Origin of the sequence: Stappia stellulata DSM 5886, assembly GCF_000423705.1 — a bacterium.
In the GTDB taxonomy this organism is placed as follows: Bacteria; Pseudomonadota; Alphaproteobacteria; order Rhizobiales; family Stappiaceae; genus Stappia; species Stappia stellulata.
Window position 1 is genome coordinate 256,276 of record NZ_KE384083.1, and the last position, 24,651, is coordinate 280,926.

Consider the following 24,651-nt stretch of genomic DNA (forward strand, 5'->3'; position numbering starts at 1 on the left):
TAATCCATGAAGTTCAGAACACTCCTTCTCGCCGGCGCTGCAAGCGCGATGATGACGTCGGGGGCCTTGGCCATCGATCTCACCGTTGTTTCCTGGGGCGGCGCCTACCAGGATTCGCAGAAGAACGCCTACACCGACCCCTACATGAAGGAAAACCCGGATGTGAATTTCATCTGGGAATCCGCTTCGAACGAGGCCGTCGCCAAGCTGCGCGCCATGAACGAAGCCGGCAACCTGACCTGGGATCTCGTCGACGTCGTCGCGGCTGACGCCATCCGTCTGTGCGACGAAGGCCTCGCCGAGGAAATCGATCACGACGAAGTGCTGGCCGCGGCACCGGACGGCACGCCCGCGTCGGACGACTTCGGCGACCTGATCATCTCCGACTGCTACATCCCGCAGATCGTCTATTCGACGACCTTCGGCTACCGCACCGATGTCGACGCCTGGAACGGCCGCGAGCCGGACGACATCTGCGACGTGTTCGACCTGGAAAACTTCCCGGGCAAGCGCTCGCTCGAGAAGCGTCCGATCAACAACATGGAATGGGCCCTCCTGTGCGACGGCGTCGCCAAGGAAGATGTCTATGACGTGCTGGAGACCGACGAGGGCATCGACCGCGCACTTGCCAAGCTCGGCACCATCAAGGACGACACGATCTGGTGGTCGGCCGGCGCCGAAACGCCGCAGCTGCTCGCCGACAGCGAAGTCGTGATCGGCTCGACCTACAACGGCCGCCTGTTCTCGCTCATCGTGGAGCAGGACCAGCCGGTGAAAATGCTGTGGGACGCGCAGGTGTTCGACCTTGACGGCTGGATCGTTCCGGCCGGCCTGCCGGACGATCGCAAGGCAGCTGTGATGGAGTTCCTGAAGTACGCCACCGATACGCAGCGTCTGGCGGACCAGGCCAAGTACATCTCCTACGGTCCGGCCCGTGCGTCTTCGGCTCCGCTCGTCGGCAAGCATGCGGAACTCGGCATCGACATGGCCCCGCACATGCCGACCGATCCGGCGAACGCCACCAACACCTTCCTGTACAATTACGAGTGGTGGGCGGACTATCGTGACGACCTGGACGCCAAGTTCCAGGCCTGGCTCACGCAGTAAGCCGCGCGCGGCGGCGCTTCCTGCGCCGCCGACGCCCGACATCGGCCCGCGCCGCCGGCGCGGGCCCCTCTCGCTCCCGACCGGCTTGCAACAGCGGCAACGGAGCGCAAGACGAACAACAGGTCCGACCGCAACATGCCGCGCGCGAACCGCGCGTCACGTCAGGTCCGCCGGTCATAAAAAAATGACCGGACGCCGGCAAACCGAGGGACTGAACCAGAGACTTCTTCCGACGGGGCGGCACGCATGACCATCCAGACTCACGCCGACGAGACGAACGGAACGCCGGAGGTTCTGACGACCGCGGACGGCAAGCCGCTCAAAACCAGTATCGCGCGCGCCTTGCGCCGCGAGAAGATGCGTGCGCTGCTGCTGATCGCACCGCTCCTGCTTTTCGTCATCATCACCTTCGTCGCCCCGATCGTCGACATGCTGTTCCGGTCGGTGGAAAACCAGATCGTGTCGACAACGCTCCCACGCACGGTGGTGGAGCTCGACAGCTGGGACGGCACCACCGGCGAAGCGCCCGGCGAAAACGTCTTCAACGCCCTCCATTTCGACATGACAGTCGCGGTGGAACGCAAGAACCACACGCAGCTCGGCACCCGTCTCAACTACGAGGAAAGCGGTATTTCCTCCATGTTCCGCCGCACAGGCCGGCGTGTCGACGACTTCGGGGAAATCTACGCCGACCAGTTCATCGATCTGAATTCGGCCTGGGAGGCGCCCGCCACCTGGGTTTCGCTCATGGCGTCGCCCGACTGGATCGCCGAGCAGGCGGCCTGGGTCGCCGACAGAGACGCGGCGCGCGCGAACGGAACAGCGTTCGAACAGCCCGAGCCCGCGTTCGCGATCCGCGAAGGCGTTGCCGAAGCCCTGCCGCGCACCGCCGACATCTATCAGGCGTTCGCCGAGTTCATTCAGACCGAGGATCAGGACAGTCCGACCGAGGAAGAACCGTGGAACGCGGTTTACACCGGCCTGCACGACGACCTTCTCGCGAACCCGAACGCCGCCTCCGCCTTTTCCGGCGAGACCGCCACGCTGCTGAGCCAGGCGGCGAATGCCGTGTCCGGGTTTGAAAAGATCAGTCTTCGGGAGGCCTTCATCGACGCCGACGAAGACTGGGGCAATCCCTACTACTGGGGCGTCATTCAGACATTCTCGCCGTCCTACACCTCCGGATATTTCCTGGCCGCCGCCGATGCCGAGCTGACGCCCCAGGGCATTCAGATGAAGCCGGAGGACGAGCAGATCTATCTGTATCTGTTCTGGCGCACGCTGCTGCTGTCCGTGACCATCACCTTCAGCTGTCTGCTGCTGGGCTACCCGATCGCTTTCCTTCTGGCCGCCCTGCCCGCGCGCTCGGCGAACCTGTTGATGATCCTCGTGCTTCTGCCCTTCTGGACATCGCTGCTCGTGCGCACCTCGGCCTGGAAGGTGCTGCTTCAGCAGCAGGGCGTGATCAACGACTTCCTTGTCTGGACCGGGCTTGTCAGCGACGCGGGCCGGCTCGTGATGATCAACAACCAGACCGGCACGATCATCGCGATGACCCACATCCTGCTGCCCTTCATGATCCTGCCGCTCTACTCGGTGATGAAGACGATCTCGCCGTCCTACGTGCGGGCCGCCAAGAGCCTCGGCGCGACCGACTGGACGGCCTTCTGGCGGGTGTATTTCCCGCAGACGGTGCCGGGCATCGGCGCGGGAGCCATTCTCGTGTTCATTCTGGCCATCGGCTACTACATCACGCCGGAACTGGTCGGCGGCACCGACGGCATCTTCATCTCGAACCGCATCGCATATCACATCTCGACCTCGCTGAACTGGGGTCTGGCGGCCGCGCTCGGCGTCATCCTGCTGCTTGCGGTGATGCTCCTCTTCTATGTCTACGACAAGATCGTCGGCATCGATAACGTCAAGCTGGGCTAAGGAGAACACACACATGTCAGCCCTTCCCGCCTATGCATCCACCGGCCAGCGCGTCTGGCACTACAGCTTCCGCACGATCTGCGGCCTGATCTTCTTTTTCCTGATCTTTCCGATCCTGGTAATCCTGCCGCTCAGCTTCAACGCGCAAGACTTCTTCACCTTCACCCGCGAGATGCTCGCCTTCGATCCGGCTGGCTACTCGTTCAAGCACTACGAAGACTTCTTCACCAATCCCGACTGGCAGCAGGCAATGCGGAACTCCTTTGCCATCGCCCCCGTCGCCACTATTCTTGCGACAGCCTTCGGGACGCTTGCGGCCATCGGCCTGTCGCAGGCGCATGTGCCCTATCGTTCGGTGATCATGGCCATCCTGATCTCGCCGATGATCGTGCCGCTGATCATCTCGGCCGCGGGCATGTATTTCTTCTATTCGCGCATCGGCCTGCAGGGGACTTATGTCGGCGTGGTTCTGGCGCATGCCGCGCTCGGCACGCCTTTCGTGATCATCACCGTGACAGCCACGCTCGTCGGCTTCGACAGAAGCCTGGTGCGGGCGGCGGCAAGCCTCGGCGCCAACCCGGTCACCACCTTCTTCAAGGTGCAGATGCCGCTGATCATTCCCGGCGTCGTCTCGGGCGCGCTGTTTGCCTTCATCACCTCCTTCGACGAGGTCGTGGTGGTGCTGTTCCTGGGCTCGGCCGGTCAGAAAACGCTGCCCTGGCAGATGTTCACCGGCCTGCGCGAACAAATTTCGCCCACCATCCTGGCGGTGGCATCGCTGATGGTCGCGATCTCGATCGTGCTGCTGACGGTGCTCGAGTTCCTGCGCCGCCGCTCCGAGCGGTTGCGCGGCCTCTCGCCGTCCTGACGGCGACAACCACGGCGGGGCGCCCCGCCTTCCCGAAGGGGAACCGGTGACGGCACGCCAGTCACCGGGCGGTCGCGAAAGAGCCTTCGGGCTTCCGTGACCCGGCGAAGCGCACTGCTCCAGATCCTTGGCCTGGCGGGCCGGTTCCTCGCGGAACCGGCCCGTCTTGCGTTCAACCGCCGCTTTCGGCCCCCCTGAAAGGAACCGACGTGTCCGACGACCTCATCCGCACCACCCGCTGGCACAATGGCGAGAAAGCCTGGTCGCCCTTTTCGGATGCCGAAATGACCCGCCGCAAGGTCGCCCTGCGGGCAACGCTCGCCCGGCGCGACATCGACGCCGCGCTTTTCACCTCCCATCACAATATCTGCTACTACTCCGGCTTCCTCTACTGCCAGTTCGGCCGCCGCTACGGTTTGGTGATCGACCAGAGCGAGGCGACGACCATCTCCGCCGGGATCGACGGCGGGCAGCCGTGGCGTCGTTCGCACGGCGATGCGGTGACCTATACCGACTGGCGCCGGGACAACTACTTCTTCGCCCTTCAGGGACTGACGAAGGGCGTGAAACGGCTCGGAATCGAGTTCGACCATGTTTCGCTGGAGCTGCGGGCGCTGCTCGCCGAGGCGCTGCCGGGCGTCGACCTGGTCGACATCGCCGGCGACGCGATGATCCAGCGCACGATCAAGTCGGCGGAAGAACACGCGCTCATCCGCGAAGGCGCGCGCATCTGCGACATCGGCGGGGCCGCCGTGGCCGAGGCGGTGGCGCCGGGCGTCGCGGAACACGAGGTCGCCATCGCCTCGACCAATGCGATGATCCGCGAGATCGCCAATAGCTTTCCGCAGGTCGAGCTGATGGACACCTGGACCTGGTTCCAGTCCGGCATCAACACCGACGGCGCGCACAACCCGGTCACCAACCGGACCGTGAAGGCCGGGGACATCCTGTCGCTCAACTGCTTTCCGATGATCTTCGGTTATTACACCGCACTTGAGCGCACGCTGTTTTGCGATCATGTGCCGGACGCACATCTGAAGCTTTGGGAAGTCAATTGCGAGGTGCACCGGCGCGGACTGGAGCTGATCCGTCCCGGCGCGCGCTGCCGCGACATCGCGGCCGAGCTCAACGAGATCTACCGCTCGCACGGGCTGCTCGGCTACCGCTCGTTCGGCTACGGGCATTCCTTCGGCGTGCTTTGCCACTACTACGGACGCGAAGCGTCGGTGGAGCTGCGCGAGGACGTCGACACGGTGCTTGAGCCGGGCATGGTGGTCTCGATGGAGCCGATGATCATGATCCCGGAGGGCACGCCTGGCGCGGGCGGTTACCGCGAACACGACATCCTGATCGTCACGCAGGAGGCTGCGGAAAATATCACCGGCTTTCCCTATGGGCCGGCGCACAATGTGATCGGCTGATTTTGCCTGCCGGCCGATCAATATCGCCAAATTCGCGATCAATATCGGTAAAATCCGGACCGAGTTGGCACTCGACTTCGACAAAATCGGCAAAATCGCAGGCGGTACGGCACCGCCTGCGAGGCCGCGTCAGGACGACGGTGCCGGAACCGCCCGGTCGACCGGATCGCCCACTCGGTAGCCGAATTCGCTCGCGGCATCGCGCAACCAGTCGAGAAAACTGTCGGCAAGGCTGGTGGAGACCAAAAGGTCGAAGCTGTCGTCGCTGCGGCGCAGGATGATGACTGGCACCTGATCGATCACGGCCTGTGCCAGCGATCCCGGCGGAAACGCCTTGGGGTCGAAATCGATCGCGACTTCCTTGTTGAGCGTCGCGATCGCGGCCGGGCCCGACAGGCGGACGCCACGCCGGGCCGATCCGAGGTCCACGACGGCGGCGTCGTTGGTGTCGAGCGCCTCGTCAAGCCGCGTCGCGTCGCTCTCGTCGTCGGCCAGCCACAGGAACCGTCCGAAGGCCAGCCAGCCGAGCAGCGCCGCCTCCCCTTGCGAGAAACGACCCGGCCGCCCCGGCGGATCCGCCTGGCACAGCGTCGCCAGTATCTCCGTGACGGCCTCCAGGCGGTTCGGCCAGGCGCCGATTTCCAGCACCGCGCCGAGCTTCAGTTCGCTCAGTGTCAACGCCGGGTCTCCGGCGCCAACGGTTTCTCCGGGCGTCAGTTCGGCGCTTGAAGGTTTAACGTGAAGCTCGGGCGGAGCATCGGACATGCAGGCGGCTCCCGTCGGGGTGATGAATAGGAATCGGCGATCGTGACCGGCCCTCTCTTCCGCCTGCACCGGACAGGCGTCGAGGGTCATGCCGGCGCACACGCCGGATAGTCGGCCAAATGCAACAGACACGCATCTGGCATCGGGAAACGGTCGATGACCGTTCCAGATCCAGACTCGCCCGTCGAGACGTTCCGGTCAAGGGGCTCGCCGTCGCATCGGCCGCACGAAACGTCGCATGCGCGGGACCAGCAGCGCATCGCAGGCGGGGCGCATGACATTGGGGCCAAGTTGCCCGGACGTCGCATCGAAACCGCGAATGTCGACCCCCTTGAGCCGGGTGCGCCCCCGTGTCGCAGCGACGACCGCCCCCGCCTCCAGGCGGATACCGCGCTCAGCCAGAGCGGCGACCAGACGGCGATCCGGGTGAACACGCGTATCGACCACCGCCTTCACGAAGACACCGGCATCGTGGAGGCTCAAGGCGGCCCGCAGACCGTCGTCCTCTTCGCAAGAGACGATGACGTTTTGTCCCGGCGCAACGCCATGGTCCTGCACCAGTGCAAGTCCCTCGCACAGACGCATGACGCCGGGCGGATTGCCCCGCTCGAAGTCAGGCGGCTTCCTGCGCAACGCGCGCAGGGCCCTTGTCAGCAAAGTCCCTTCATCCGTCACCGAGACCGCCTGGAGGCCATCGAGGAGCGCGATCTGCGACGGCGCGGCTTCCTCGCCGTTTTTCAGCGCCACGCGCGACGCCGGCGCATGACCGTTCGCCATGAGCGCGGAGGCGAGCGTGTCGCCGGCAACCCCTTCGAACGGCCGTCCGTCGAGGGAGAAGCCGAGCCTCCGCTCCCGCGCAATCAGCGCCCCGCCCCGCTCCAGCCGATAGCCGCTCATGGATGTCCTTCGGTTGTGCCGCCCCAACCGCTCCCATACGACACTTCGGCCGCCCGCGCGACCGCGTTCGGACCCTAAAAAACCGCGCCGGATCGCTCCGGCGCGGTCTGTGCTTTCGGTAGAACGTAGCCCGGTCAGGCAAGGCCCGCCCTGGAGAGCGGCAGCACCGCCGGCACGCTGCCGGTCGCGGCACGGATCGCGTTGGCGACCGCCGGACCGATGGGCGGCGTGCCCGGCTCGCCCGCACCTGTCGGAGCGGCGGCCGAGGCAATCACCTCGACCGCGACCTCGGGCATGTCTTCAATACGCAGCGGCCGGTAGGTGTCGAAATTCTCCTGATCGACGTGGCCGTCGGTCAGCGTGATCTCGTTGAAGAGGATCGCCGCCAGCCCGTAGCCGATGCCGCCCTCCATCTGCGCCTTGACGTTGTCGGGATTGACGGCGACGCCGCAATCGACCGCACACCAGACCTTCTCGACCTTGAAGGTGCCATCGTCGCGCCGGCTGACTTCGGCAACTTCGGCCACATAGGTGTTGAACGACTTGTGGACCGCAACGCCCCGGAACCGTTCCTCCGGCGCCCCCTCGTCCCAGCCGGACATCGCGACAACCTTGTCGAGAACGCCGAGCTTGCGGGTGTTGTCAGCGTCATGCGTGTCGCTGCCGGTCTTGCGGGTGAGATGCGCACGGCGAAAGGCGACCGGATCGGCCTTGGCCGCTTCGGCCGCGCGGTCGATCATCGTTTCCACCACATAGGCGGTCTGGGTATGACCGACAGACCGCCACCACAGCACCGGCACGCCGACCTTCGGCGAGTGCAGCTCGCCGTGGAAGTTTGCCAGCGCGTAGCTGAAGTCCTCGACGCCCTCGATGGAGGTGGAATCGATCCCGTCCTTGACGGCGACGGATTCAAACGCGGTTCCCGTCATCAGCGACTGCTGGACGATGCGATGGTGCCAGGCGACAAGATTGCCGTCGGCATCGAGACCGGCACGCACCTTGTGAACACCCATCGGCCGGTAGTAGCCGGCGCGCGTGTCGTCCTCGCGGGTGTAGACCAGCTTGATCGGCTGGGACTTGCCCCAGATCTTCGCAATGGAAGCCGCCTCGACGATGTGCTTGGCGTCGAACGAAGTGCGCCGGCCGAAGGAGCCGCCCCCGTAGAGCGTGTTGATCGCGACATTTTCCTGCGGGATGCCCAGCACGGAGGCCGCCGTTGCCTGGTCGATCGTCTGGAACTGCGCGGGATACCAAAGTGTCGCCCGGTCTCCCTCGACATGGATGGTGAGCACCATCGGCTCCATCATGCCGTGGGCGAGATAGGGAAACTCGAAGGTCTCCTCGACCACCCTCGCCGCCCCTTCAAGCTGCGCCGCGGCATCGCCGTCGTCGCGGAACACCGGGCCGTCGTTGTCGGCAAGCGCCCGGTACTCTTGGAAAAGCGTGCCCGAGGAGCGGGTTTCCGCACCGCTTTCATCCCACTCGATCTCAAGGAGACCCTGCGCCTTGATCGCCGGCCAGGTCGAGGTCGCCAGCACCGCCACACCGTGGCCCGGCACGTCGAAGATATCGACCACACCGGTGACCTTGCGCGCCTCGTCGGCGTTGAAAGAGGCGACCTTCCCGCCGAAGGCACGCGGGCGGGCCAACACGGCGACCAGCTGATCCTCGCGCTGCACGTCCATGCCATAGGTATTCGGCGCGCCGACCGTCTTGTTGGGCACATCGAGCCGGGGGAACCCCTTGCCGATATAGACCCAGTCTTCCGGCGCCTTGAGCGTCACCTCGCCCGGAACCTCCTGCTTCGCCGCCGCCTCGGCCATCTCGCCGAATGTCGCCGACTTGCCGGAGGCATGCGACAGCGTGCCGGCCTTGACCGAGATCTCGGAGGACGAAACGTCCCAGGCATCTGCTGCCGCCGCGACCAGCATGGCGCGCGCGGTGGCACCGGCCTTTCGATACTGCTCGAAGGAATTCGCGATGGCCGTGGACCCGCCCGTCCCCTGCACGCCGAAGAAGAGGTTCTGGTACTTCGAAGCGTCGGCGGGCGCGAATTCGGCGCGGACCTGCTCGGGCGATGCGTCCAGCTCGTCGGCGACAAGCGTCGCAAGACCAGTGGCGTTGCCCTGCCCCATGTCGAGATGCTTGTTGAGCACGGTGACGATATTGTCGGGGGTGATGCGCACGAAGGGGGTGAACATCTGCTCGGCCGAGGCGCCTTCGGCAGCCTGCGCCATGGAACCCGGCAGCTTGACGCCGATCAGCAGACCGCCCGCAGCGCCGGCGGAAAGCTTCAGAAAGGAGCGCCGGCTTGGGCGCGGGGCCGTCGTGGCCAGTCTTTGCATGAGATGCAGCATCGGCTCAGCCCTCCATCGTGTCGGATGCGCGGTGGATCGCCGCGCGGATGCGGTGGTAAGTGGCGCAGCGACAGACGTTTCCGCTCATCGCAGCATCGATATCGTCGTCGGTCGGCTTCGGCGTCTCGGCCAGCAACGCCGTCGCGGCGAGGATTTGTCCCGACTGGCAATAGCCGCATTGCGGCACGTCGAACTCGCGCCACGCGGCCTGCACAGCGCTTGCCGCCTTGCCGTCGACGCCCTCGATTGTGGTGATCTTCGTGCCCTCGACATCCGACACCCGCGTCTGGCAGGAGCGTGTGGGAAACCCGTCCATCTGCACGGTGCAGGCGCCGCAGGCCGCGATGCCGCAACCGTATTTCGTGCCGGTCATCTGCAATTCGTCGCGCAAAACCCACAAAAGCGGCGTATCGGGATCGACATCGACCTCGCGATCCTCGCCGTTCACATTCAAACGGATCATATGAGCCTCCTGGAAACGGGACGGGCATGAATACCGCACGGCCGCCAACCTCGATAAAAACGTCCAGTTTGTAAGTGGGGCAGGATCGGCCTATCGTCCAATTGATTTTGGGTATCGCGGAACATTCACGGCATGAATATATCGGCAATCGACCTCAACCTGCTGGTCGCCTTCGACGCCCTCTTCAGCGAGCGCAATGTCACGCGGGCCGCGCGCAGGGTCGGGCTTTCGCAACCGGCCATGTCGAATGCGCTGTCGCGGCTGCGGGCGCTGCTCGACGATGAACTCTTCGTTCGCTCGGGTCGTGGCATGGAGCCGACCGCGCGGGCGCAATCGCTGGCGCTCCCCGTTCGCGAGGCGCTGGCGCGGATCGAGGAAGCGCTGGCGCCAGCGCTTACTTTCGATCCGGCGCGGCTCGACCGGGTGGTCCGGATCGCCATGACGGACAATTCCATGGCCGTGCTCCTGATCGAGATGATCGAACGGGTGCGCGAGACGGCGCCGAACCTCGACCTTCACATCAAGAACACGCGCCCCTCCGGAATGCCGCCGATGCTCGACGACGGCGAAATCGACCTTGCCGTCGGCGTCGCCAGCGACCTGGAACCCCGCCACCGCGCCGCCCCGCTCTACTCGGACCGACTGGTCGGCATCGCGCGGCGCGGGCGCTTCGGGCCCGACGGACCGACGCTGGAGCAATTCGTCGAAGCCGAACACGCACTGGTCGCACCGCGCAACGGTCCGGGAGGCGCAATCGATGCCGCTCTTGCCGCGCAGGGCTTGAAACGGCGCGTGTTCCTGACCCTCCCGCAGTTCATCTTTGCGCCCTATGCGGTCGCGAAAGCCGATCTGGTTTCCTGCCTGCCGGCGCGTATCGCGCTCGCCAAGGCGGATCTGCTCGATCTGGAGATTTTCGAACCGCCGATCGAGATGCCGGAGTTCACCGTCTCGCTGATCTGGCACGGTCGCGACGACGCCGACCCGGCGCATCAATGGCTGCGGGCAACGATCTCGGCCGTGGCGCAGGAGGTCACGCAGGCCGGCGAAGCGGCCGTCCGGGCAATGTGCGGGCCGACAAACGCGACGTCCGGGGCGAAGACGACCGAATTCTGCTCATAACGCCCACCGAACGACAACGGCCGGCCGCGAGAAGGCGACCGGCCATCGGTGCAGCTTTGCTTCAATTCTATGTCACGCCACGTTGCGGCGGCGGCCGGCGATCAAGTCGACCACGGAGCGGGCGGCATCCAGCACGTTGGAACCGGGACCGAAGATCGCCGCGACGCCGGCCTCTTTCAGGAACTCGTAGTCCTGGCGCGGAATGACGCCGCCGCAAACGACGATGATGTTGCCGGCGCCGCGCTCCTCCAGCGCCTTGACGAGCTGCGGCAGCAGCGTCTTGTGACCGGCGGCAAGCGACGACACGCCGACCACATGCACCTTTGCGTCGATGGCGGCTTGCGCCGCCTCCTCCGGTGTCTGGAACAGCGGGCCGGCGAGCACCTCGAAGCCGACGTCGCCGAAGGCGGAGGAAATCACCTTGGCGCCCCGGTCATGGCCGTCCTGACCGAGCTTCGCCACCATCACGCGCGGCTTTTCGCCAAGCTCGGCGGCGAGATCGGAGAGACGCGCGACCAGGGTCTGGTATTCCGGCTCGTCCTTGTACTCGCCGGCGTAGATGTCGGTGACGACTTCCGGCGTCGCCGCGTGATCGCCGAAAACCGTGCGCATCGCGTCGGAGATCTCGCCAACGGTGGCCCGCGCACGGGCAGCCTCGACGGCGCGCTCCAGAATGTTGCCCTCGCCGGTGCGGGCGGTTTCCTCAAGCGCCTTGAGCGTTTCGGCAACCGCATCGGGATCGCGGGTCGCGCGGATCTTCTCCAGCCGGCGGACCTGCGACTTGCGCACCGCCGCATTGTCGATCTGCAGGATGTCGAGCGCGTCCTCGTCGTCGCGGCGGTACTTGTTGACGCCGACGATGACCGCATCGCCCTTGTCGACCGCGGCCTGACGGCGGGTCGCCGCCTCCTCGATCATGCGCTTGGGCAGGCCCTTGTCGACGGCGGCGGTCATGCCGCCTTCCGCCTCGATGCGCTCGATGATCTCCCAGGCGCGGGTGGCGAGTTCGTCGGTCAGGCTCTCCACGTAGTAGGAGCCGGCCAGCGGATCGACGACATTGGTGACGCCGGTCTCGTGATTGAGAATGAGCTGGGTGTTGCGGGCGATGCGGGCGGAAAACTCCGTCGGCAGCGCAATCGCCTCGTCGAAGGAGTTGGTGTGCAGCGACTGCGTCCCGCCAAGCACCGCCGACATCGCCTCGAAAGCCGTGCGCACGACATTGTTGTAAGGGTCCTGCTCGGCCAAGGACACGCCGGAGGTCTGGCAATGGGTTCGAAGCATCTTCGACTGCGGCTTTTTCGGCTCGAACTCGTCCATGATGCGCGACCACAGAAGCCGTGCCGCGCGCAGCTTCGCCGCTTCCATGAAGAAGTTCATGCCGATGCAGAAGAAGAACGACAGGCGGCCCGCGAAGGCATCGACATCGAGGCCCTTCTTCAGGGCGGCGCGCACGTATTCGCGCCCGTCGGCCAGCGTGAACGCCAGTTCCTGTACCAGCGTCGCGCCGGCTTCCTGCATGTGGTAGCCGGAAATCGAGATCGAGTTGAAGCGCGGCATTTCCTTCGCCGTGAACTCGATGATGTCCGCGACGATCCGCATGGAGGGCTCCGGCGGATAGATATAGGTGTTGCGGACCATGAACTCCTTGAGGATGTCGTTCTGGATCGTGCCGGAGAGCTCGGCACGCGACGCGCCCTGCTCCTCGCCGGCGACGATGAAGCTCGCCAGCACCGGAATGACCGCGCCGTTCATGGTCATGGAGACGGACATTTCCTTGAGCGGAATGCCGTCGAAGAGGATCTTCATGTCCTCAACGGAATCGATGGCAACGCCCGCCTTGCCGACGTCGCCGAGGACGCGCGGATGGTCGCTGTCGTAGCCGCGATGGGTGGCAAGGTCGAAGGCAACCGACAGGCCCTTCTGGCCGGCGGCGAGCGCTTTTCGGTAGAAGGCGTTGGATTCCTCCGCCGTGGAGAAGCCCGCATACTGGCGGATGGTCCAGGGGCGACCGGCATACATGGTCGCGCGCGGGCCGCGCAGGAAGGGATCGAAGCCGGGAAGCGTGCCGAGATGGTCGATCCCCTCAAGGTCGGCTTCGGTGTAGAGCGGCTTGACGGGGATGCCCTCCGGCGTCTGCCAGACGAGATCCTCGATGCTGTCCGCCTTGATCTCGCGCGCGGCGAGGGCCTTCCAGTCGTCGATGCTCTTCTTGTCGCTCACCGGCTTGGCTCCTATTCGAATTCCATGATGAGTTCGTCGACGGCGAGGCTGTCGCCGGGCTTGGCATTGACGGTCTTGACGACGCCCTTGCGCTCCGCCTTGAGGACGTTCTCCATCTTCATCGCCTCGACGGTGGCGAGCGTCTGGCCCTCCTCGACCGCCTGTCCCGCTTCCACGGAGATCGACACGATCAGACCCGGCATCGGGCAGAGCAGCATCTTGGAGGTGTCGGCCGGAATCTTCTCCGGCATCAGGCGCGCGGCTTCCGCCTGGCGCGGCGTGAGGCAGGTCGCCGTCAGATCCGCGCCACGCATGCGCATGCGGTAACCCTGGATGGTGCGGGTGAGCTTGACTGCGCAAGCAACGCCGTCGACCACCGCCTCCACCAGCGGCATGCCCGGGCGCCAGCCGTTGAGCGCGACCGCCATCGGCGCGGCATCGCCGCGCTCGACGCGAAAGGCGTCCTCGCTCCGCGAAACCTTCACCGGATGTTCCGCCTTGTCGATGGTTACCACCCAATCGGGATTGACCACGCGGCGATGGTTGTCCATCGCCCCGGAAATTTCCGTGGCGCGGGTCTCGGAGACGAAATTGCAGGCGGCCGCGATGGCGACGAGCCGCGCGATGCTCGCGTCATCGAGCGTCGCGCCGGCAAAGCCGTCCGGATATTCCTCGGCGATGAACGCCGTGGTGATCGCGCCCGAGCGGAAGCGTTCGTGATCCATCACGGCGGAAAGAAACGGCAGATTGTGGCCGATGCCCTCGACCTCGAAGCGGTCGAGCGCCGCCGACATGGCGTCGATGGCGGTCAGCCGGTCCGGCGCCCAGGTGCAGAGCTTGGCGATCATCGGATCGTAGAACATGGAGATCTCGCCGCCCTCGAACACACCTGTGTCGTTGCGCACGACGATGCCCTCGGCGTTGGTGCCCTCCTGCGGCGGACGATAGCGTGTCAGCCGGCCGATGGAGGGCAGGAAGTTGCGGTAGGGATCCTCGGCATAAAGCCGGCTCTCGATGGCCCAGCCGTTGAGTGTCACGTCATCCTGGGTGATCGACAACTTTTCACCGGCCGCGACGCGGATCATCTGTTCGACGAGGTCGATGCCCGTGATCAGTTCCGTCACCGGGTGCTCCACCTGAAGGCGGGTGTTCATCTCCAGGAAGTAGAAATTGCGCTCGCCGTCGACGATGAATTCCACCGTGCCGGCGGAGGCATAGCCCACGGCCTTGGCCAGCGCCACGGCCTGTTCGCCCATGGCCTTGCGGGTCGCCTCGTCGAGGAACGGCGACGGCGCCTCCTCGATGACCTTCTGGTTGCGGCGCTGGATGGAACATTCGCGCTCGCCCAGATAGATCGTGTTGCCATGCGTGTCGGCAAGCACCTGGATCTCGATGTGACGCGGCTGGGTGACGAATTTCTCGATGAAGATGCGGTCATCGCCGAAGGAGCTGGCCGCCTCGTTCTTCGACGACTGGAAGCCCTCGCGGACCTCGCCCTCGCTCCAGGCGATGCGCATGCCCTTGCCGCCGCCGCCGGCGGACGCCTTGATCATCACCGGATAGCCGATCTCGCCGGAGATCTTCACCGCCTCGTCGCCGTCGGCGATCAGGCCCATGTAGCCCGGCACGGTGGACACGCCGGCTTCCGCCGCCAGCTTCTTGGAGGTGATCTTGTCGCCCATCGCCTCGATGGCATTGGTCGGCGGACCGATGAAGGCGACGCCTTCCTTCGCAAGGGCTTCCGCGAATTCCGCGCGCTCCGACAGGAAGCCGTAGCCGGGATGAACGGCATCGGCGCCGGACTGGCGCACCGCGTCCAGGATCTTGTCGATCACGATGTAGGACTGGTTCGCCGGCGGCGGGCCGATGTGAACCGCCTCGTCGGCCATCTTCACATGCAGCGCGTCGCGGTCGGCGTCGGAATAGACGGCGACGGTCGCGATGCCCATCTTCTTGGCGGTCTTGATGACGCGGCAGGCGATCTCGCCGCGGTTCGCGATCAGGATTTTCTTGAGCATGGTTAGATTTCTTCTTTCTGCACCATTGACACGAACGCAGACCCGAGTGGGGATAGATGAGCATTAAATAAAAAGCATCTCTGATCGTTCGATGATAACGCACTCTTGGCTAGGAAAGATGTTGAATTCACCCACAACAGACCCAATGACTCTAGGTGCAGGATGTTTGGACCTTCTTCCAAGCCACTAAATTCGAACTCCTCCGTATTTGATATATCATCACCCAGAAATACAAGCGTGTAACCATTCAGATTTTTTAATACTTCCCTTACTCGCGCCTCATCCTTGCCCTCACACAATTTCACAGAACTATAGAAATCTTCTGCGACGGCATCTCTTGTAAACGCGCTAATACGAAAGAACTCACGCGAAGGCTGTTGCCTAGATAATTCGTCGAGAAATTGAGCCTGCCATGAGCTAATTGTACTCAAAATCTCTACAGCCCAGACTTTACTTTCCCCAGGCGCCTCATTTTGATTTGCAAGAAGGTTTGACCACCGCGCAATCATTTCTTCATCGTCGATATCTTCAAGAGATGCCTTCTCCAAGAGTGGGATAAGGACTTTGTTCGGAAGTGGCTTGGCTTCAACACCGTCTAAACGCAGTCTTTTTCTCGCTCTACGCGCGACTTCGACTAGAACATCTTCTCTCTGCAGGCGAATTTGGTCAGCCTTTAATCCGCGACGCTCGGTAAAAGGTCGAATAAGATCGGTAAGAGCATCGACTAAACGGCCTGCGGAGGAAGCGGGGATTTCCGCCTTAACCTCAGCCTTGGCAGATAGTCCCACGTCGATCTTCACTTGCTTGTCTTCCCCCATGGTCGACCTCAAAGCGGAATGTTGTCGTGCTTCTTCCAGGGGTTCGACAGCTGCTTGTTGCGCAGCGTGGCGAAGGCCCGGGCGACGCGCTTTCGCGTCGACTGCGGCATGATCACATCGTCGATGAAGCCCTTTTCCGCCGCGACGAACGGATTGGCGAAGCGGTCCTCGTATTCCTTGGCCCGCGCGGCGATCTTGTCCGCGTCACCCAGTTCGGAGCGATAGAGGATCTCGGTCGCCCCCTTGGCGCCCATCACCGCGATCTCCGCCGTCGGCCAGGCGTAGTTGATGTCGCCGCGGATGTGCTTGGAGGCCATGACGTCATAGGCGCCGCCATAGGCCTTGCGGGTGATCACCGTCACCTTGGGCACCGTCGCCTCGCCATAGGCGAAGAGCAGCTTTGCGCCATGCTTGATGACACCGCCGAATTCCTGCGTCGTGCCCGGCAGGAAGCCCGGCACATCGACAAATGTCAGGATCGGAATGTTGAAACAGTCGCAGAAGCGCACGAAGCGGGCGGCCTTGCGCGAGGAGTTGATGTCGAGCACGCCGGCAAGAACCATCGGCTGGTTGGCGACGACGCCCACCGTCTGGCCCTCGATGCGAATGAAGCCGGTGACGATGTTGCCGGCATAGGCCTCCTGGATCTCGAAGAAATCGCCCTCGTCGGCGACCTTCACGATCAACTCCTTCATGTCATAGGGCTTGTTCGGATTGTCCGGGATCAGCGTATCGAGCGAGGCTTCGACGCGGGAGGGATCGTCGAAGAAATGCCGGACCGGCGGCTTTTCGCGGTTGCTGGCGGGCAGGAAATCCATGAACCGGCGCAGCGCGATCAGAGCTTCCACGTCATTGTCGAAAGCACAGTCGGCGACCGAGGACTTGCTGGTGTGGGTCTTGGCGCCGCCGAGCTCTTCCGCCGTCACCACCTCGTTGGTCACCGTCTTCACCACATCCGGGCCGGTGACGAACATGTATGAGGTGTCGCGGACCATGAAGATGAAGTCGGTCATCGCCGGCGAATAGACCGCGCCGCCCGCGCAAGGACCCATGATCATCGAGATCTGCGGGATCACACCCGATGCCATGATGTTGCGCTGGAACACATCCGCATAGCCGGCGAGCGAGGCGACGCCTTCCTGGATGCGGGCGCCGCCGCTGTCGTTGAGGCCGACGATGGGCGCGCCGTTCTTCATGGCCATGTCCATGACCTTGCAGATCTTCTGCGCGTGGGTCTCCGACAGGGATCCGCCGAAGACGGTGAAATCCTGGGAGAAAACATAGACCAGACGGCCGTTGACCGTGCCCCAGCCGGTGATCACGCCGTCGCCCGGCATCTGGGTTCCATCCATGCCGAAATCGACACAGCGGTGCGCGACGAACATGTCGTATTCCTCGAAGGAGCCTTCATCGAGAAAGACGTCGATGCGCTCGCGCGCGGTCAACTTGCCCTTGGCGTGCTGGGCATCGATCCGGCGTTGCCCGCCACCGAGGCGGGCGGCGGCGCGGCGGGTTTCCAGCTCCTGCAAAATCTCCTGCATGGACGGGCCTTTCAGCTACGAGGAATACGGGTCAGCGCCACGGCGATGGTGGCGGCAAGAAGCGACTTGACGATACCGCCAAGAATGAAGGGATACAGCCCCCAGGCAAAAATCGGCTTGTCGAAGCCAAAAAGAAGGCCGAGCCAGAGCACGCCGGGGAGGAAGACAACCGCCTGGGCGATCAGCGCGGCCGGCACGGCGCGCCAGAGGCTCAGCGTCCAGCCGCGCAGGGCGAACCAGCCGGCGATCCAGGCGGAGGCGACAAAGCCGAGCAGGAACCCGCCGGTCGGGCCGGCCATATAGGAAAGGCCGATGCCCTTGGCCGGAGAGCCGGAAAAGACCGGAAGGCCCGCCGCCCCCTGCGCCAGATACAGGACGACGGCCGCAGCGGCGCAGCGCGGACCGAGCGTGAAGCCCAGCACCAGCAGCGCCAGCGTCTGCAGCGTCATCGGAACGGGATAAAAGGGGATGCTGACCTTGGCGGAAACGGTCAGGAGCAGCGATCCGGCGAATGCGGCGACGAGCGTCGCGACAACGCCTTGCGGAGCGAAGGAAAGCGAAGCCGACGTCGATCCGGCATGTTGCGTCATTGCGAAACCTCCCGATGCAATCGTCTGTGCTCCTATCTGGTTCGCGCGGCGAAGTCAGAGTTGAAAAAGCCGCAAGGCAAACTTAATCTATTTGCAAATACAAAACTGCAAATTTGCAAACTCGCCGATCAAGCCAAATCCCGGGTACGTCCAATGAAAAAGCTCTTTCTCGGTCGCCAGATCCGCAGTCTGCGCGAGAAAGCGGCGCTGACGCCTGACATGCGCCGTCAGCCCCCCAAGGGAAGTACAGCCACAAGCCGGCGCCTGAAGGATATGCATTTTAGCGCGGCGATGGTAAGCGGCTCTTGCCAGAAACGGCGCAGGACAGAGATCGCTGACCGCCGCTTCGTATGCAGCCGATGTGCTGTTTCAATGCGCGAAAACAGCAGCGTTCGTCATCTGCGATCACCCACTTGCAGGCAAAGCGCATACCACGGGAGGAACTGATTTGCTTAACTTGGACCGTCGAGCCGTTCAATACTCGGCTGAGCGTCTTCTTACCGTCCTCGGCATCCGCCAGCCGAAAAAGCTGCTCATTCACATTCCAAAGAACGGCGGCATGACGATCCGGCATGCTGATCAGCTCAAGGAACGTGTGATCCTAGCCTCACGGAAGCGTTTGAAGAGCCCAGCCTATGCCGACAGGCTGCTTGCCACAATGAAAGCGAACGGCGATCACCCGGGCTATGAACATGCCCGCTACCGCGATGTCCGGTTGTCGATTCGAAAAGCCAACAACGCCTTTGCCGTCATCCGCAATCCGTGGTCCCGAGTGGTCTCGCGTTTCACTTTCGCCGTAAGCGCGATGGATGACGGACGCGCGCCGGAGGGGTATGTTCCGCGCGATTTCGAAGCTTTCCTGGAAGAGCGACATGTCTGGGGTGCGCGCGAGTTCTTCTGGCACCGGGCAATTCGTGGATGGTACCCGCAACTCGATTATGTCGTCGACGAAAGCGGAGATATCGCAGTCGATCTCCTGAGACTTGAACACCTATCCGAAGAGACCAGCCGCTACTTTCAGCTTTCGGCTAGTCTCGATCGTCGCAACAAAAGCGCCAGATCGAAAGCAAGCTACAGGCAATACTACAACGCTCGGCTCATCCAGATCGTCGCGGACTGGTATAGCCGCGACATCGAGACCTTTGGTTTCGATTTCGACACCGCAGCCGCGCGCAATACGCTTTACGCGCCATGATCGCGCGACAGCCGCAGCGTCTCAAGGCCGAAAGAGGCTATCACGCATGAAAAAGCTCTTTCTCGGTCGCCAGATCCGCAGTCTGCGCGAGAAAGCGGCGCTGACGCAACGGGATTTCGCCGAAAGGCTCGGCCTGTCGACCAGCTACGTCAACCAGCTGGAAAACAACCAGCGCCCCGTCTCCGCCCCGGTCCTTCTGTCGCTGAGCGAGAAATTCGGCCTCGATATCTCGTCGCTCTCGGTGGACGACAACGACCGCCTGCTGGCCGCACTCCAGGAGGTCTTCGCCGATCCGGTCTTCGCGGGAAGCGTGCCCGGCCTGCAGGACTTCAAGATGGTGTGCCAGAACGCGCCCGACTTCGCGCACGGCCTGGTGCGGCTGCACCAGGCCTATCGCCAGACCAGCGAGCAGCTTGCCATGCTCGACGACACGCTGGCGCGCGACGAAAGCCTGGCACGGCCAACCCCTTACGAGGAAGTCCGCGACTTCTTTCACTTCGAGAACAATTACATCCACGAGCTCGACGTCGCGGCGGAAGCGCTGTCGCAAGCGATCGCACCGGCCGGGCGCATCTTCGCCCGCGATCTCGTCGCCCACCTGGAAGCGCGGCACGGGATTGCGGTGCAGCGCCGCCGCTCGGGCGAGGATGCGGGCCAGATCCGCACCTATGACAGATCAGCGCGCACATTGGTGCTCAACGAGGCCCTGCCGGAATCGACCATCGTCTTCCAGCTCGCGCATCAGATCGCCCTGCTGGAAGCGACCGACATCATGGACGGCGTCTTGAAGGATGCGAAATTCCAGTCCGACGACGCCATCCATGTGGCGCGCATCGGACTTGCCAATGCCTTCGCCGGCGCGCTGGTGCTGCCCTATCGCGCCTTCCTGCGCGCAGCGCAGGAAACCCGGCACGACCTCGACCTGATCGCCGACCGCTTCGGCGCCAGCCTCGAGCAGGTCGCGCACCGCCTGTCGACGCTGCAACGGCCGCGCATGAAGGGCATTCCCTTCTTCTTCGCCCGGGTCGACCGGGCCGGCAACATCACCAAGCGGCACTCCGCCACCAAACTGCAGTTCGCCCGTTTCGGCGCCGCCTGCCCCTTGTGGAACGTGCACCGCGCCTTCGAGACCCAGGGCACGATCATCCGCCAACTGGCCGAGACGCCGGACGGCTCGCGCTACATTTCGCTCGCCGCCCATGTGATCAAGAAGTCCGGCGGCTACAGCGGACCGGTGCTGCATTATGCCATCGCGCTCGGCACCGAGATCGCCCATGCGCGCGACATCGTCTATTGCGACGACCTCGACCTGACGCGAACGGCCGCCTTCGAGCCAATCGGCATTTCCTGCCGCATCTGCGAGCGGCTGACCTGCCCGCAGCGCTCGGTTCCCCCGCTCAACCGCGCCATCACCATCGACAGCAACGACCGGCGGCTGATCCCCTACGCCATTACATAGGCCGGCCGACGGCCCGCTCGAGGCGGACAAAATGACTGTAAACGTCCGCGAATCGTCGGTATTGTCGACAAATCACCGGACAATGGCATGGTTCCTGATGGCAACACCCCGCGATTCCCTCGAGAAAAAGCTGATTGCATTGCTTCAGATGAACGCGCGCATGCCGACGTCGGAGCTTGCGCGCAAGCTTGGCGTCGCCCGCTCCACGGTGCACGAGCGGATCGCGCGGCTGGAGCGGACCGGTGTCATCACCGGCTATACGGCCGTGCTGTCGCGGCCGGGCCAGGACAATCCGGTGCGCGCGCTGGTCATGCTGGCGGTCGAGCAGCAGCAGGTGCGCCAGACGCTCAAGCGACTGGAAACATTCCCGGAAATCCGCACCTGTCTGACGGTCTCGGGTGAGTTCGACATTTGTCTGGTCGTCGAGGCGCCGCAGCTTGAGGACCTCGACGAGGCACTCGACGACATCGCCGGCATTCCCGGCGTGCAGCGCTCGCGATCCTCCATCGTGCTCGCGTCGAAATTCGATCGAAGCCCGATGCCGACGCTTGCCGGAAGCTGAGCCGACGATTTGCCGCAATCTCCGTCAAATCGCCGGAAAACGCCGAACATCCGACGAAATTGCCCCTCGCCCGCGAACCGGCGCAAACGTAACCTCTTAGAAATCAACGCTTTTCAGGAGGAAACACCCATGAGCACCTGGCCGGTACTGATCGTTGGCGCGGGAAAGATCGGGCGCGCGCTTGCCGCGATGCTCGCCGACACGGGCGACTATGCCGTCACCATAGCCGACCGCGACACCGCAGCCCTTGCGGCCTCGGCCCGGCCGGGCGTCGCGACGAAGGAGGTCGACGTCGCCGATGAGGACGCGCTGGTCGCCGCCCTGTCCGACACAAAGGCGGTTCTCTCCGCCGCGCCATTCTTTCTCACCGAGACGATTGCCCGCGCCGCCAAGCGCGCCGGCGCGCATTATCTCGACCTGACCGAAGACGTCGCCTCGACCAAGGCCGTGCGCGCGCTTGCCGAGGGCGCGGAGACCGCCTTTGCGCCGCAGTGCGGCCTGGCGCCGGGCTTCGTTTCCATTGCCGGCCACGATCTCGCCAAACGCTTCGACACGCTCGACACGCTGACCATGCGCGTCGGCGCGCTGCCGCGCTTTCCAACCAATGCGCTGAAATACAATCTCACCTGGTCGACCGACGGGCTGATCAACGAGTATTGCGAGCCCTGCGAGGCGGTGGTCGACGGCAAGCCGACGCTGGTCCAGCCGCTTGAGGGATATGAGAATTTCACCCTCGACGGCGTGACCTACGAGGCGTTCAACACCTCCGGCGGGCTGGGCTCGCTCAGCGAGACGCTGGCCGGCAAGGTCAAGAACCTGCGCTATCTCACGACGCGCTACCCCGGCCACCGCGACATCATGCGCATGCTGTTGCAGGACCTCGGCATGAAGGACCGCCGCGAGTTGATGCGCGAGGTGCTGGAAACCGCCGTGCCGATGACCCGCCAGGACGTGGTTTTGATCTTCATCACCGCATCGGGCACGAAGGGCGACCTGCACGAGCAGGATTCCGCCGTCTACCGGGTGACGGCGCAGGAGTTCGCCGGCGACACATGGTCGGCGATCCAGAGCACCACCTCGGCCGGTGTGTGCACGACGCTCGACCTGCTGCGCTCTGGCGAAATCGCGACACGCGGCCTGATCAAGCAGGAAGACATCGCGCTCGACACTTTCCTGGCAAACCGCTTCGGACGCACCTTCGCGAGCGGGGCGGCAACGCCTGCCCGCAGCAGTGCCGCAGCCGCACCGCGCGCCGCCGCCTGAGGCGGACGCAATTCGGGCCCAAATTGCCGTATAGTCGGGGGAATTGGACGATTCCCTCGACACGCCCCGACACAAGGGGCAGGGCCACGCCGAATGCTCGAAACGCTGAACCTCGTGATCCTGATCGCCGCCGGTCTCGTTGCCGTATCGGTGTTCACATCGCTTGTCAGCTTCCGGGTCGGGGCACCGCTGCTGCTGGTGTTTCTGCTCGTCGGCATTGCCGCCGGCGAGGACGGCCCCGGCGGCATCGCCTTTTCCGATGCCCGCGCCGCCTATTTCATCGGCTCCATCGCGCTTGCCATCATCCTGTTCGATTCCGGGTTTCGCACCCGGCTGTCGACCTTTCGCCTCGCCGCGGCGCCGGCGCTTGTGCTGGCGACGCTCGGCGTCGGCATCACCTCGGCGGTTGTCGGGACGGCGGCGCATCTCCTGTTCGGCTGGTCGTGGGTCGAGGGGCTGTTGCTTGGCGCCATCGTCGGCTCGACGGACGCGGCGGCGGTGTTCTTTCTGCTGCGCGTCGGCGGGGTGCACCTGCGCGAGATGATCTCCGCCACGCTGGAAGTCGAATCGGGATCGAACGATCCGATGGCGATCTTCCTGACGATGACGCTGGTGAGCATGATCACGGCCGGCGCGCTCGACTTCGACAGCGGAACGGCCGGCGGGCTTGCCCTGGAATTCGTCCAGCAGATGGGCATCGGTTTCGTCGCCGGGCTTGCCGGCGGCTACGCCATCGTCCAGCTCGTCAACCGGGTCAACCTGGAACCCGCACTTTATCCGATCGTCGTGCTGGCGCTTGCACTCGCCCTGTCGGGTGCGACCCCGCTTGCCGGCGGCAGCGGGTTTCTCGCCGTCTATGTCGCCGGCATAACCTGCGGCAACGTGCGCATCCGCCAGCAGCCGGCACTGAAGAACTTTCAGGGCGGCATGACCTGGCTCGGCCAGATCGGCATGTTCCTGACGCTCGGGCTTCTCGCGACGCCATCGCAGTTCGGCGAGGTTGCGCTGCCCGGCTTCGTGCTCGCCGCAATCCTGATCTTTCTCGCCCGTCCCATCGCGGTCTGGCTCTGCCTTCTGCCCTTCGGATTCACGCGGGCGGAGATCGCCTTCGTCTCCTGGGTCGGCTTGCGCGGCGCGGTTTCCATCCTGCTTGCGATCCTGCCGCTGATCGCGGAGCTGCCCAACGCGCAGGCAATCTTCAACGTCACCTTCCTGATCGTGCTGACCTCGCTGGTGCTGCAGGGGTGGACGATCCGCCCGATGGCGAAATGGCTGAAGCTGATCGTCCCCGCAAGGCGCGGGCCGGTGGAGCGGATCGAGCTGGAACTGCCGGGCGGGCTCGATCACGAGATCGTCTGCTACACCGTCCATCCGGCGAGTGCGGTGGCGCGCGGTGCGCGCATTCCCCGCTGGGCGCGGCCGACGCTGATCCTGCGAAACGGCAAGACCATCCGCCTGCAAAAGGCCGGACGTCCCGAGGCTGGCGACCGGGTCTATATCCTCACCAACGCGCGACAGGTGCCGGTGCTCGACGCGCTCTTTGCCGGTGCGCCGGAAGACGAGCACGACCCTGCCCTCTTCGGCGACTTTCCGCTCGATCCGGCGACGCGCATCGCCGATGTCGGCGCGGCCTACGGGTTCCGCGTGGAGCGGCGCGATGCCGAGCTAACGCTGAAAAAGGTGATGGAACGCGAGCTCGGCGACGACATCGAGCCGACCGACCGCGTGCCTTATGGCGACATCGACCTCGTGGTGCGCGACATCAACGACGACCACGAGATAACCGGGGTCGGGCTTGCGGTGGAACATGTGGAGCCGGAGGAGCCGGTGCTGCCGTTCTTCTTCTCGCGGCAGGATCTCAGCCGCATGAGCAGGCGCGCGGCCAGCCGGCTGCGCATGCGCCGTGCCCGCAAGAAGGTGACAGCCCGCAGGCTCAGCGCCTATGAGACACCGCGCGCAGCGGCAGGGGCGGAACCGAAAGACGACCCGGCGGAGCACGCAGATACCGCCTCGAAAACCGCCCCGGCGCCGAAGCGACCCGCGTCCTGATCCT

General features: G+C 64.3%; 19 protein-coding genes. 10 read left to right on the forward strand and 9 right to left on the reverse strand.

The annotated features are described in order from the left end of the window. The first annotated feature begins 6 nt into the window (after positions 1-6). The 4 genes from G572_RS0118325 (at position 7) to G572_RS0118340 (ending at position 5,331) form a co-directional block, all read left to right on the forward strand. Positions 7-1,107, forward strand: coding sequence for an extracellular solute-binding protein (locus tag G572_RS0118325; protein ID WP_029059717.1), 1,101 nt, complete (start codon positions 7-9; stop codon positions 1,105-1,107). A gap of 246 nt (positions 1,108-1,353) precedes the next feature. Beyond that, complete coding sequence (locus G572_RS0118330) at positions 1,354-3,042, forward strand: ABC transporter permease (RefSeq protein ID WP_029059718.1); 1,689 nt, start codon at positions 1,354-1,356, stop codon at positions 3,040-3,042. Positions 3,043-3,055: 13 nt separating this feature from the next. After that, positions 3,056-3,910, forward strand: a complete 855-nt coding sequence (locus tag G572_RS0118335; RefSeq protein WP_029059719.1) for an ABC transporter permease — start codon at positions 3,056-3,058, stop codon at positions 3,908-3,910. Between the two features lie 209 nt (positions 3,911-4,119). Continuing rightward, positions 4,120-5,331: an aminopeptidase P family protein gene (locus G572_RS0118340; RefSeq protein WP_029059720.1), complete on the forward strand. Its 1,212-nt coding sequence runs from the start codon at positions 4,120-4,122 to the stop codon at positions 5,329-5,331. A 129-nt stretch (positions 5,332-5,460) separates the two neighbouring features. Here the strand turns inward: G572_RS0118340 and G572_RS25630 are convergent, their stop codons facing one another. The 4 genes from G572_RS25630 to G572_RS0118360 all read right to left on the reverse strand — a co-directional run bounded on the left by G572_RS25630 (position 5,461) and on the right by G572_RS0118360 (position 9,813). Then, on the reverse strand, positions 5,461-6,096 hold the full coding sequence (locus G572_RS25630; RefSeq protein ID WP_169391334.1) for a sarcosine oxidase subunit gamma: 636 nt from the start codon (positions 6,094-6,096) through the stop codon (positions 5,461-5,463). Between the two features lie 198 nt (positions 6,097-6,294). Next, positions 6,295-6,993 carry a 2Fe-2S iron-sulfur cluster-binding protein gene (locus G572_RS0118350; protein ID WP_029059721.1) on the reverse strand — a complete coding sequence of 233 codons (699 nt, stop codon included), beginning with the start codon at positions 6,991-6,993 and terminating at the stop codon, positions 6,295-6,297. 134 nt (positions 6,994-7,127) lie between these two features. After that, complete coding sequence (locus tag G572_RS0118355) at positions 7,128-9,350, reverse strand: xanthine dehydrogenase family protein molybdopterin-binding subunit (protein WP_029059722.1); 2,223 nt, start codon at positions 9,348-9,350, stop codon at positions 7,128-7,130. 4 nt (positions 9,351-9,354) lie between these two features. After that, entirely contained in the window at positions 9,355-9,813 is a 459-nt protein-coding gene (locus G572_RS0118360; RefSeq protein WP_029059723.1) for a (2Fe-2S)-binding protein, read from the reverse strand. A 132-nt stretch (positions 9,814-9,945) separates the two neighbouring features. On the opposite strand from G572_RS0118360, the gene G572_RS24630 reads away from it, so the two are divergent. Further along, positions 9,946-10,932, forward strand: a complete 987-nt coding sequence (locus G572_RS24630; protein ID WP_051242719.1) for a LysR family transcriptional regulator — start codon at positions 9,946-9,948, stop codon at positions 10,930-10,932. Between the two features lie 72 nt (positions 10,933-11,004). On the opposite strand, the gene scpA is transcribed toward G572_RS24630, so the two are convergent. The 5 genes from scpA to G572_RS0118385 are packed head-to-tail and all read right to left on the reverse strand — an operon-like array spanning position 11,005 to position 18,119. Then, positions 11,005-13,152, reverse strand: coding sequence for a methylmalonyl-CoA mutase (gene scpA, locus G572_RS0118370; protein ID WP_029059724.1), 2,148 nt, complete (start codon positions 13,150-13,152; stop codon positions 11,005-11,007). An 11-nt stretch (positions 13,153-13,163) separates the two neighbouring features. Next, positions 13,164-15,170, reverse strand: coding sequence for an acetyl-CoA carboxylase biotin carboxylase subunit (locus G572_RS0118375; RefSeq protein ID WP_029059725.1), 2,007 nt, complete (start codon positions 15,168-15,170; stop codon positions 13,164-13,166). Positions 15,171-15,172: 2 nt separating this feature from the next. Beyond that, positions 15,173-15,970, reverse strand: a complete 798-nt coding sequence (locus tag G572_RS26330; protein WP_169391335.1) for an Abi-alpha family protein — start codon at positions 15,968-15,970, stop codon at positions 15,173-15,175. A gap of 26 nt (positions 15,971-15,996) precedes the next feature. Further along, positions 15,997-17,529, reverse strand: coding sequence for an acyl-CoA carboxylase subunit beta (locus G572_RS0118380; RefSeq protein WP_029059726.1), 1,533 nt, complete (start codon positions 17,527-17,529; stop codon positions 15,997-15,999). 11 nt (positions 17,530-17,540) lie between these two features. Further along, positions 17,541-18,119, reverse strand: a complete 579-nt coding sequence (locus G572_RS0118385; protein ID WP_029059727.1) for a biotin transporter BioY — start codon at positions 18,117-18,119, stop codon at positions 17,541-17,543. A gap of 448 nt (positions 18,120-18,567) precedes the next feature. On the opposite strand from G572_RS0118385, the gene G572_RS0118390 reads away from it, so the two are divergent. The 5 genes from G572_RS0118390 to G572_RS24640 all read left to right on the forward strand — a co-directional run bounded on the left by G572_RS0118390 (position 18,568) and on the right by G572_RS24640 (position 24,647). Then, the gene (locus G572_RS0118390; protein WP_156884726.1) at positions 18,568-19,314 is read left to right on the forward strand and encodes a sulfotransferase family protein; all 747 of its coding nucleotides are present in this window, start codon (positions 18,568-18,570) and stop codon (positions 19,312-19,314) included. 46 nt (positions 19,315-19,360) lie between these two features. Further along, entirely contained in the window at positions 19,361-20,773 is a 1,413-nt protein-coding gene (locus G572_RS0118395) for a helix-turn-helix domain-containing protein (RefSeq protein ID WP_029059729.1), read from the forward strand. Positions 20,774-20,804: 31 nt separating this feature from the next. Next, positions 20,805-21,335: an Lrp/AsnC family transcriptional regulator gene (locus G572_RS0118400; protein WP_208979152.1), complete on the forward strand. Its 531-nt coding sequence runs from the start codon at positions 20,805-20,807 to the stop codon at positions 21,333-21,335. A 129-nt stretch (positions 21,336-21,464) separates the two neighbouring features. Next, positions 21,465-22,598, forward strand: coding sequence for a saccharopine dehydrogenase family protein (locus G572_RS24635; RefSeq protein WP_037547425.1), 1,134 nt, complete (start codon positions 21,465-21,467; stop codon positions 22,596-22,598). A gap of 93 nt (positions 22,599-22,691) precedes the next feature. Further along, on the forward strand, positions 22,692-24,647 hold the full coding sequence (locus tag G572_RS24640) for a potassium/proton antiporter (RefSeq protein WP_084650338.1): 1,956 nt from the start codon (positions 22,692-22,694) through the stop codon (positions 24,645-24,647). The last annotated feature ends 4 nt before the right edge of the window (positions 24,648-24,651 follow it).

Coding starts and splice junctions, on each gene's coding strand:
- G572_RS0118325 (WP_029059717.1), top strand. CDS start 7: ATGAAGTTCAGAACACTCCTTCTCGCCGGCGCTGCAAGCGCGATGATG.
- G572_RS0118330 (WP_029059718.1), top strand. CDS start 1,354: ATGACCATCCAGACTCACGCCGACGAGACGAACGGAACGCCGGAGGTT.
- G572_RS0118335 (WP_029059719.1), top strand. CDS start 3,056: ATGTCAGCCCTTCCCGCCTATGCATCCACCGGCCAGCGCGTCTGGCAC.
- G572_RS25630 (WP_169391334.1), bottom strand. CDS start 6,096: ATGTCCGATGCTCCGCCCGAGCTTCACGTTAAACCTTCAAGCGCCGAA.
- G572_RS0118350 (WP_029059721.1), bottom strand. CDS start 6,993: ATGAGCGGCTATCGGCTGGAGCGGGGCGGGGCGCTGATTGCGCGGGAG.
- G572_RS0118355 (WP_029059722.1), bottom strand. CDS start 9,350: ATGCTGCATCTCATGCAAAGACTGGCCACGACGGCCCCGCGCCCAAGC.
- G572_RS0118360 (WP_029059723.1), bottom strand. CDS start 9,813: ATGATCCGTTTGAATGTGAACGGCGAGGATCGCGAGGTCGATGTCGAT.
- G572_RS24630 (WP_051242719.1), top strand. CDS start 9,946: ATGAATATATCGGCAATCGACCTCAACCTGCTGGTCGCCTTCGACGCC.
- G572_RS0118375 (WP_029059725.1), bottom strand. CDS start 15,170: ATGCTCAAGAAAATCCTGATCGCGAACCGCGGCGAGATCGCCTGCCGC.
- G572_RS0118380 (WP_029059726.1), bottom strand. CDS start 17,529: ATGCAGGAGATTTTGCAGGAGCTGGAAACCCGCCGCGCCGCCGCCCGC.
- G572_RS0118385 (WP_029059727.1), bottom strand. CDS start 18,119: ATGACGCAACATGCCGGATCGACGTCGGCTTCGCTTTCCTTCGCTCCG.
- G572_RS0118395 (WP_029059729.1), top strand. CDS start 19,361: ATGAAAAAGCTCTTTCTCGGTCGCCAGATCCGCAGTCTGCGCGAGAAA.
- G572_RS0118400 (WP_208979152.1), top strand. CDS start 20,805: ATGACTGTAAACGTCCGCGAATCGTCGGTATTGTCGACAAATCACCGG.
- G572_RS24635 (WP_037547425.1), top strand. CDS start 21,465: ATGAGCACCTGGCCGGTACTGATCGTTGGCGCGGGAAAGATCGGGCGC.
- G572_RS24640 (WP_084650338.1), top strand. CDS start 22,692: ATGCTCGAAACGCTGAACCTCGTGATCCTGATCGCCGCCGGTCTCGTT.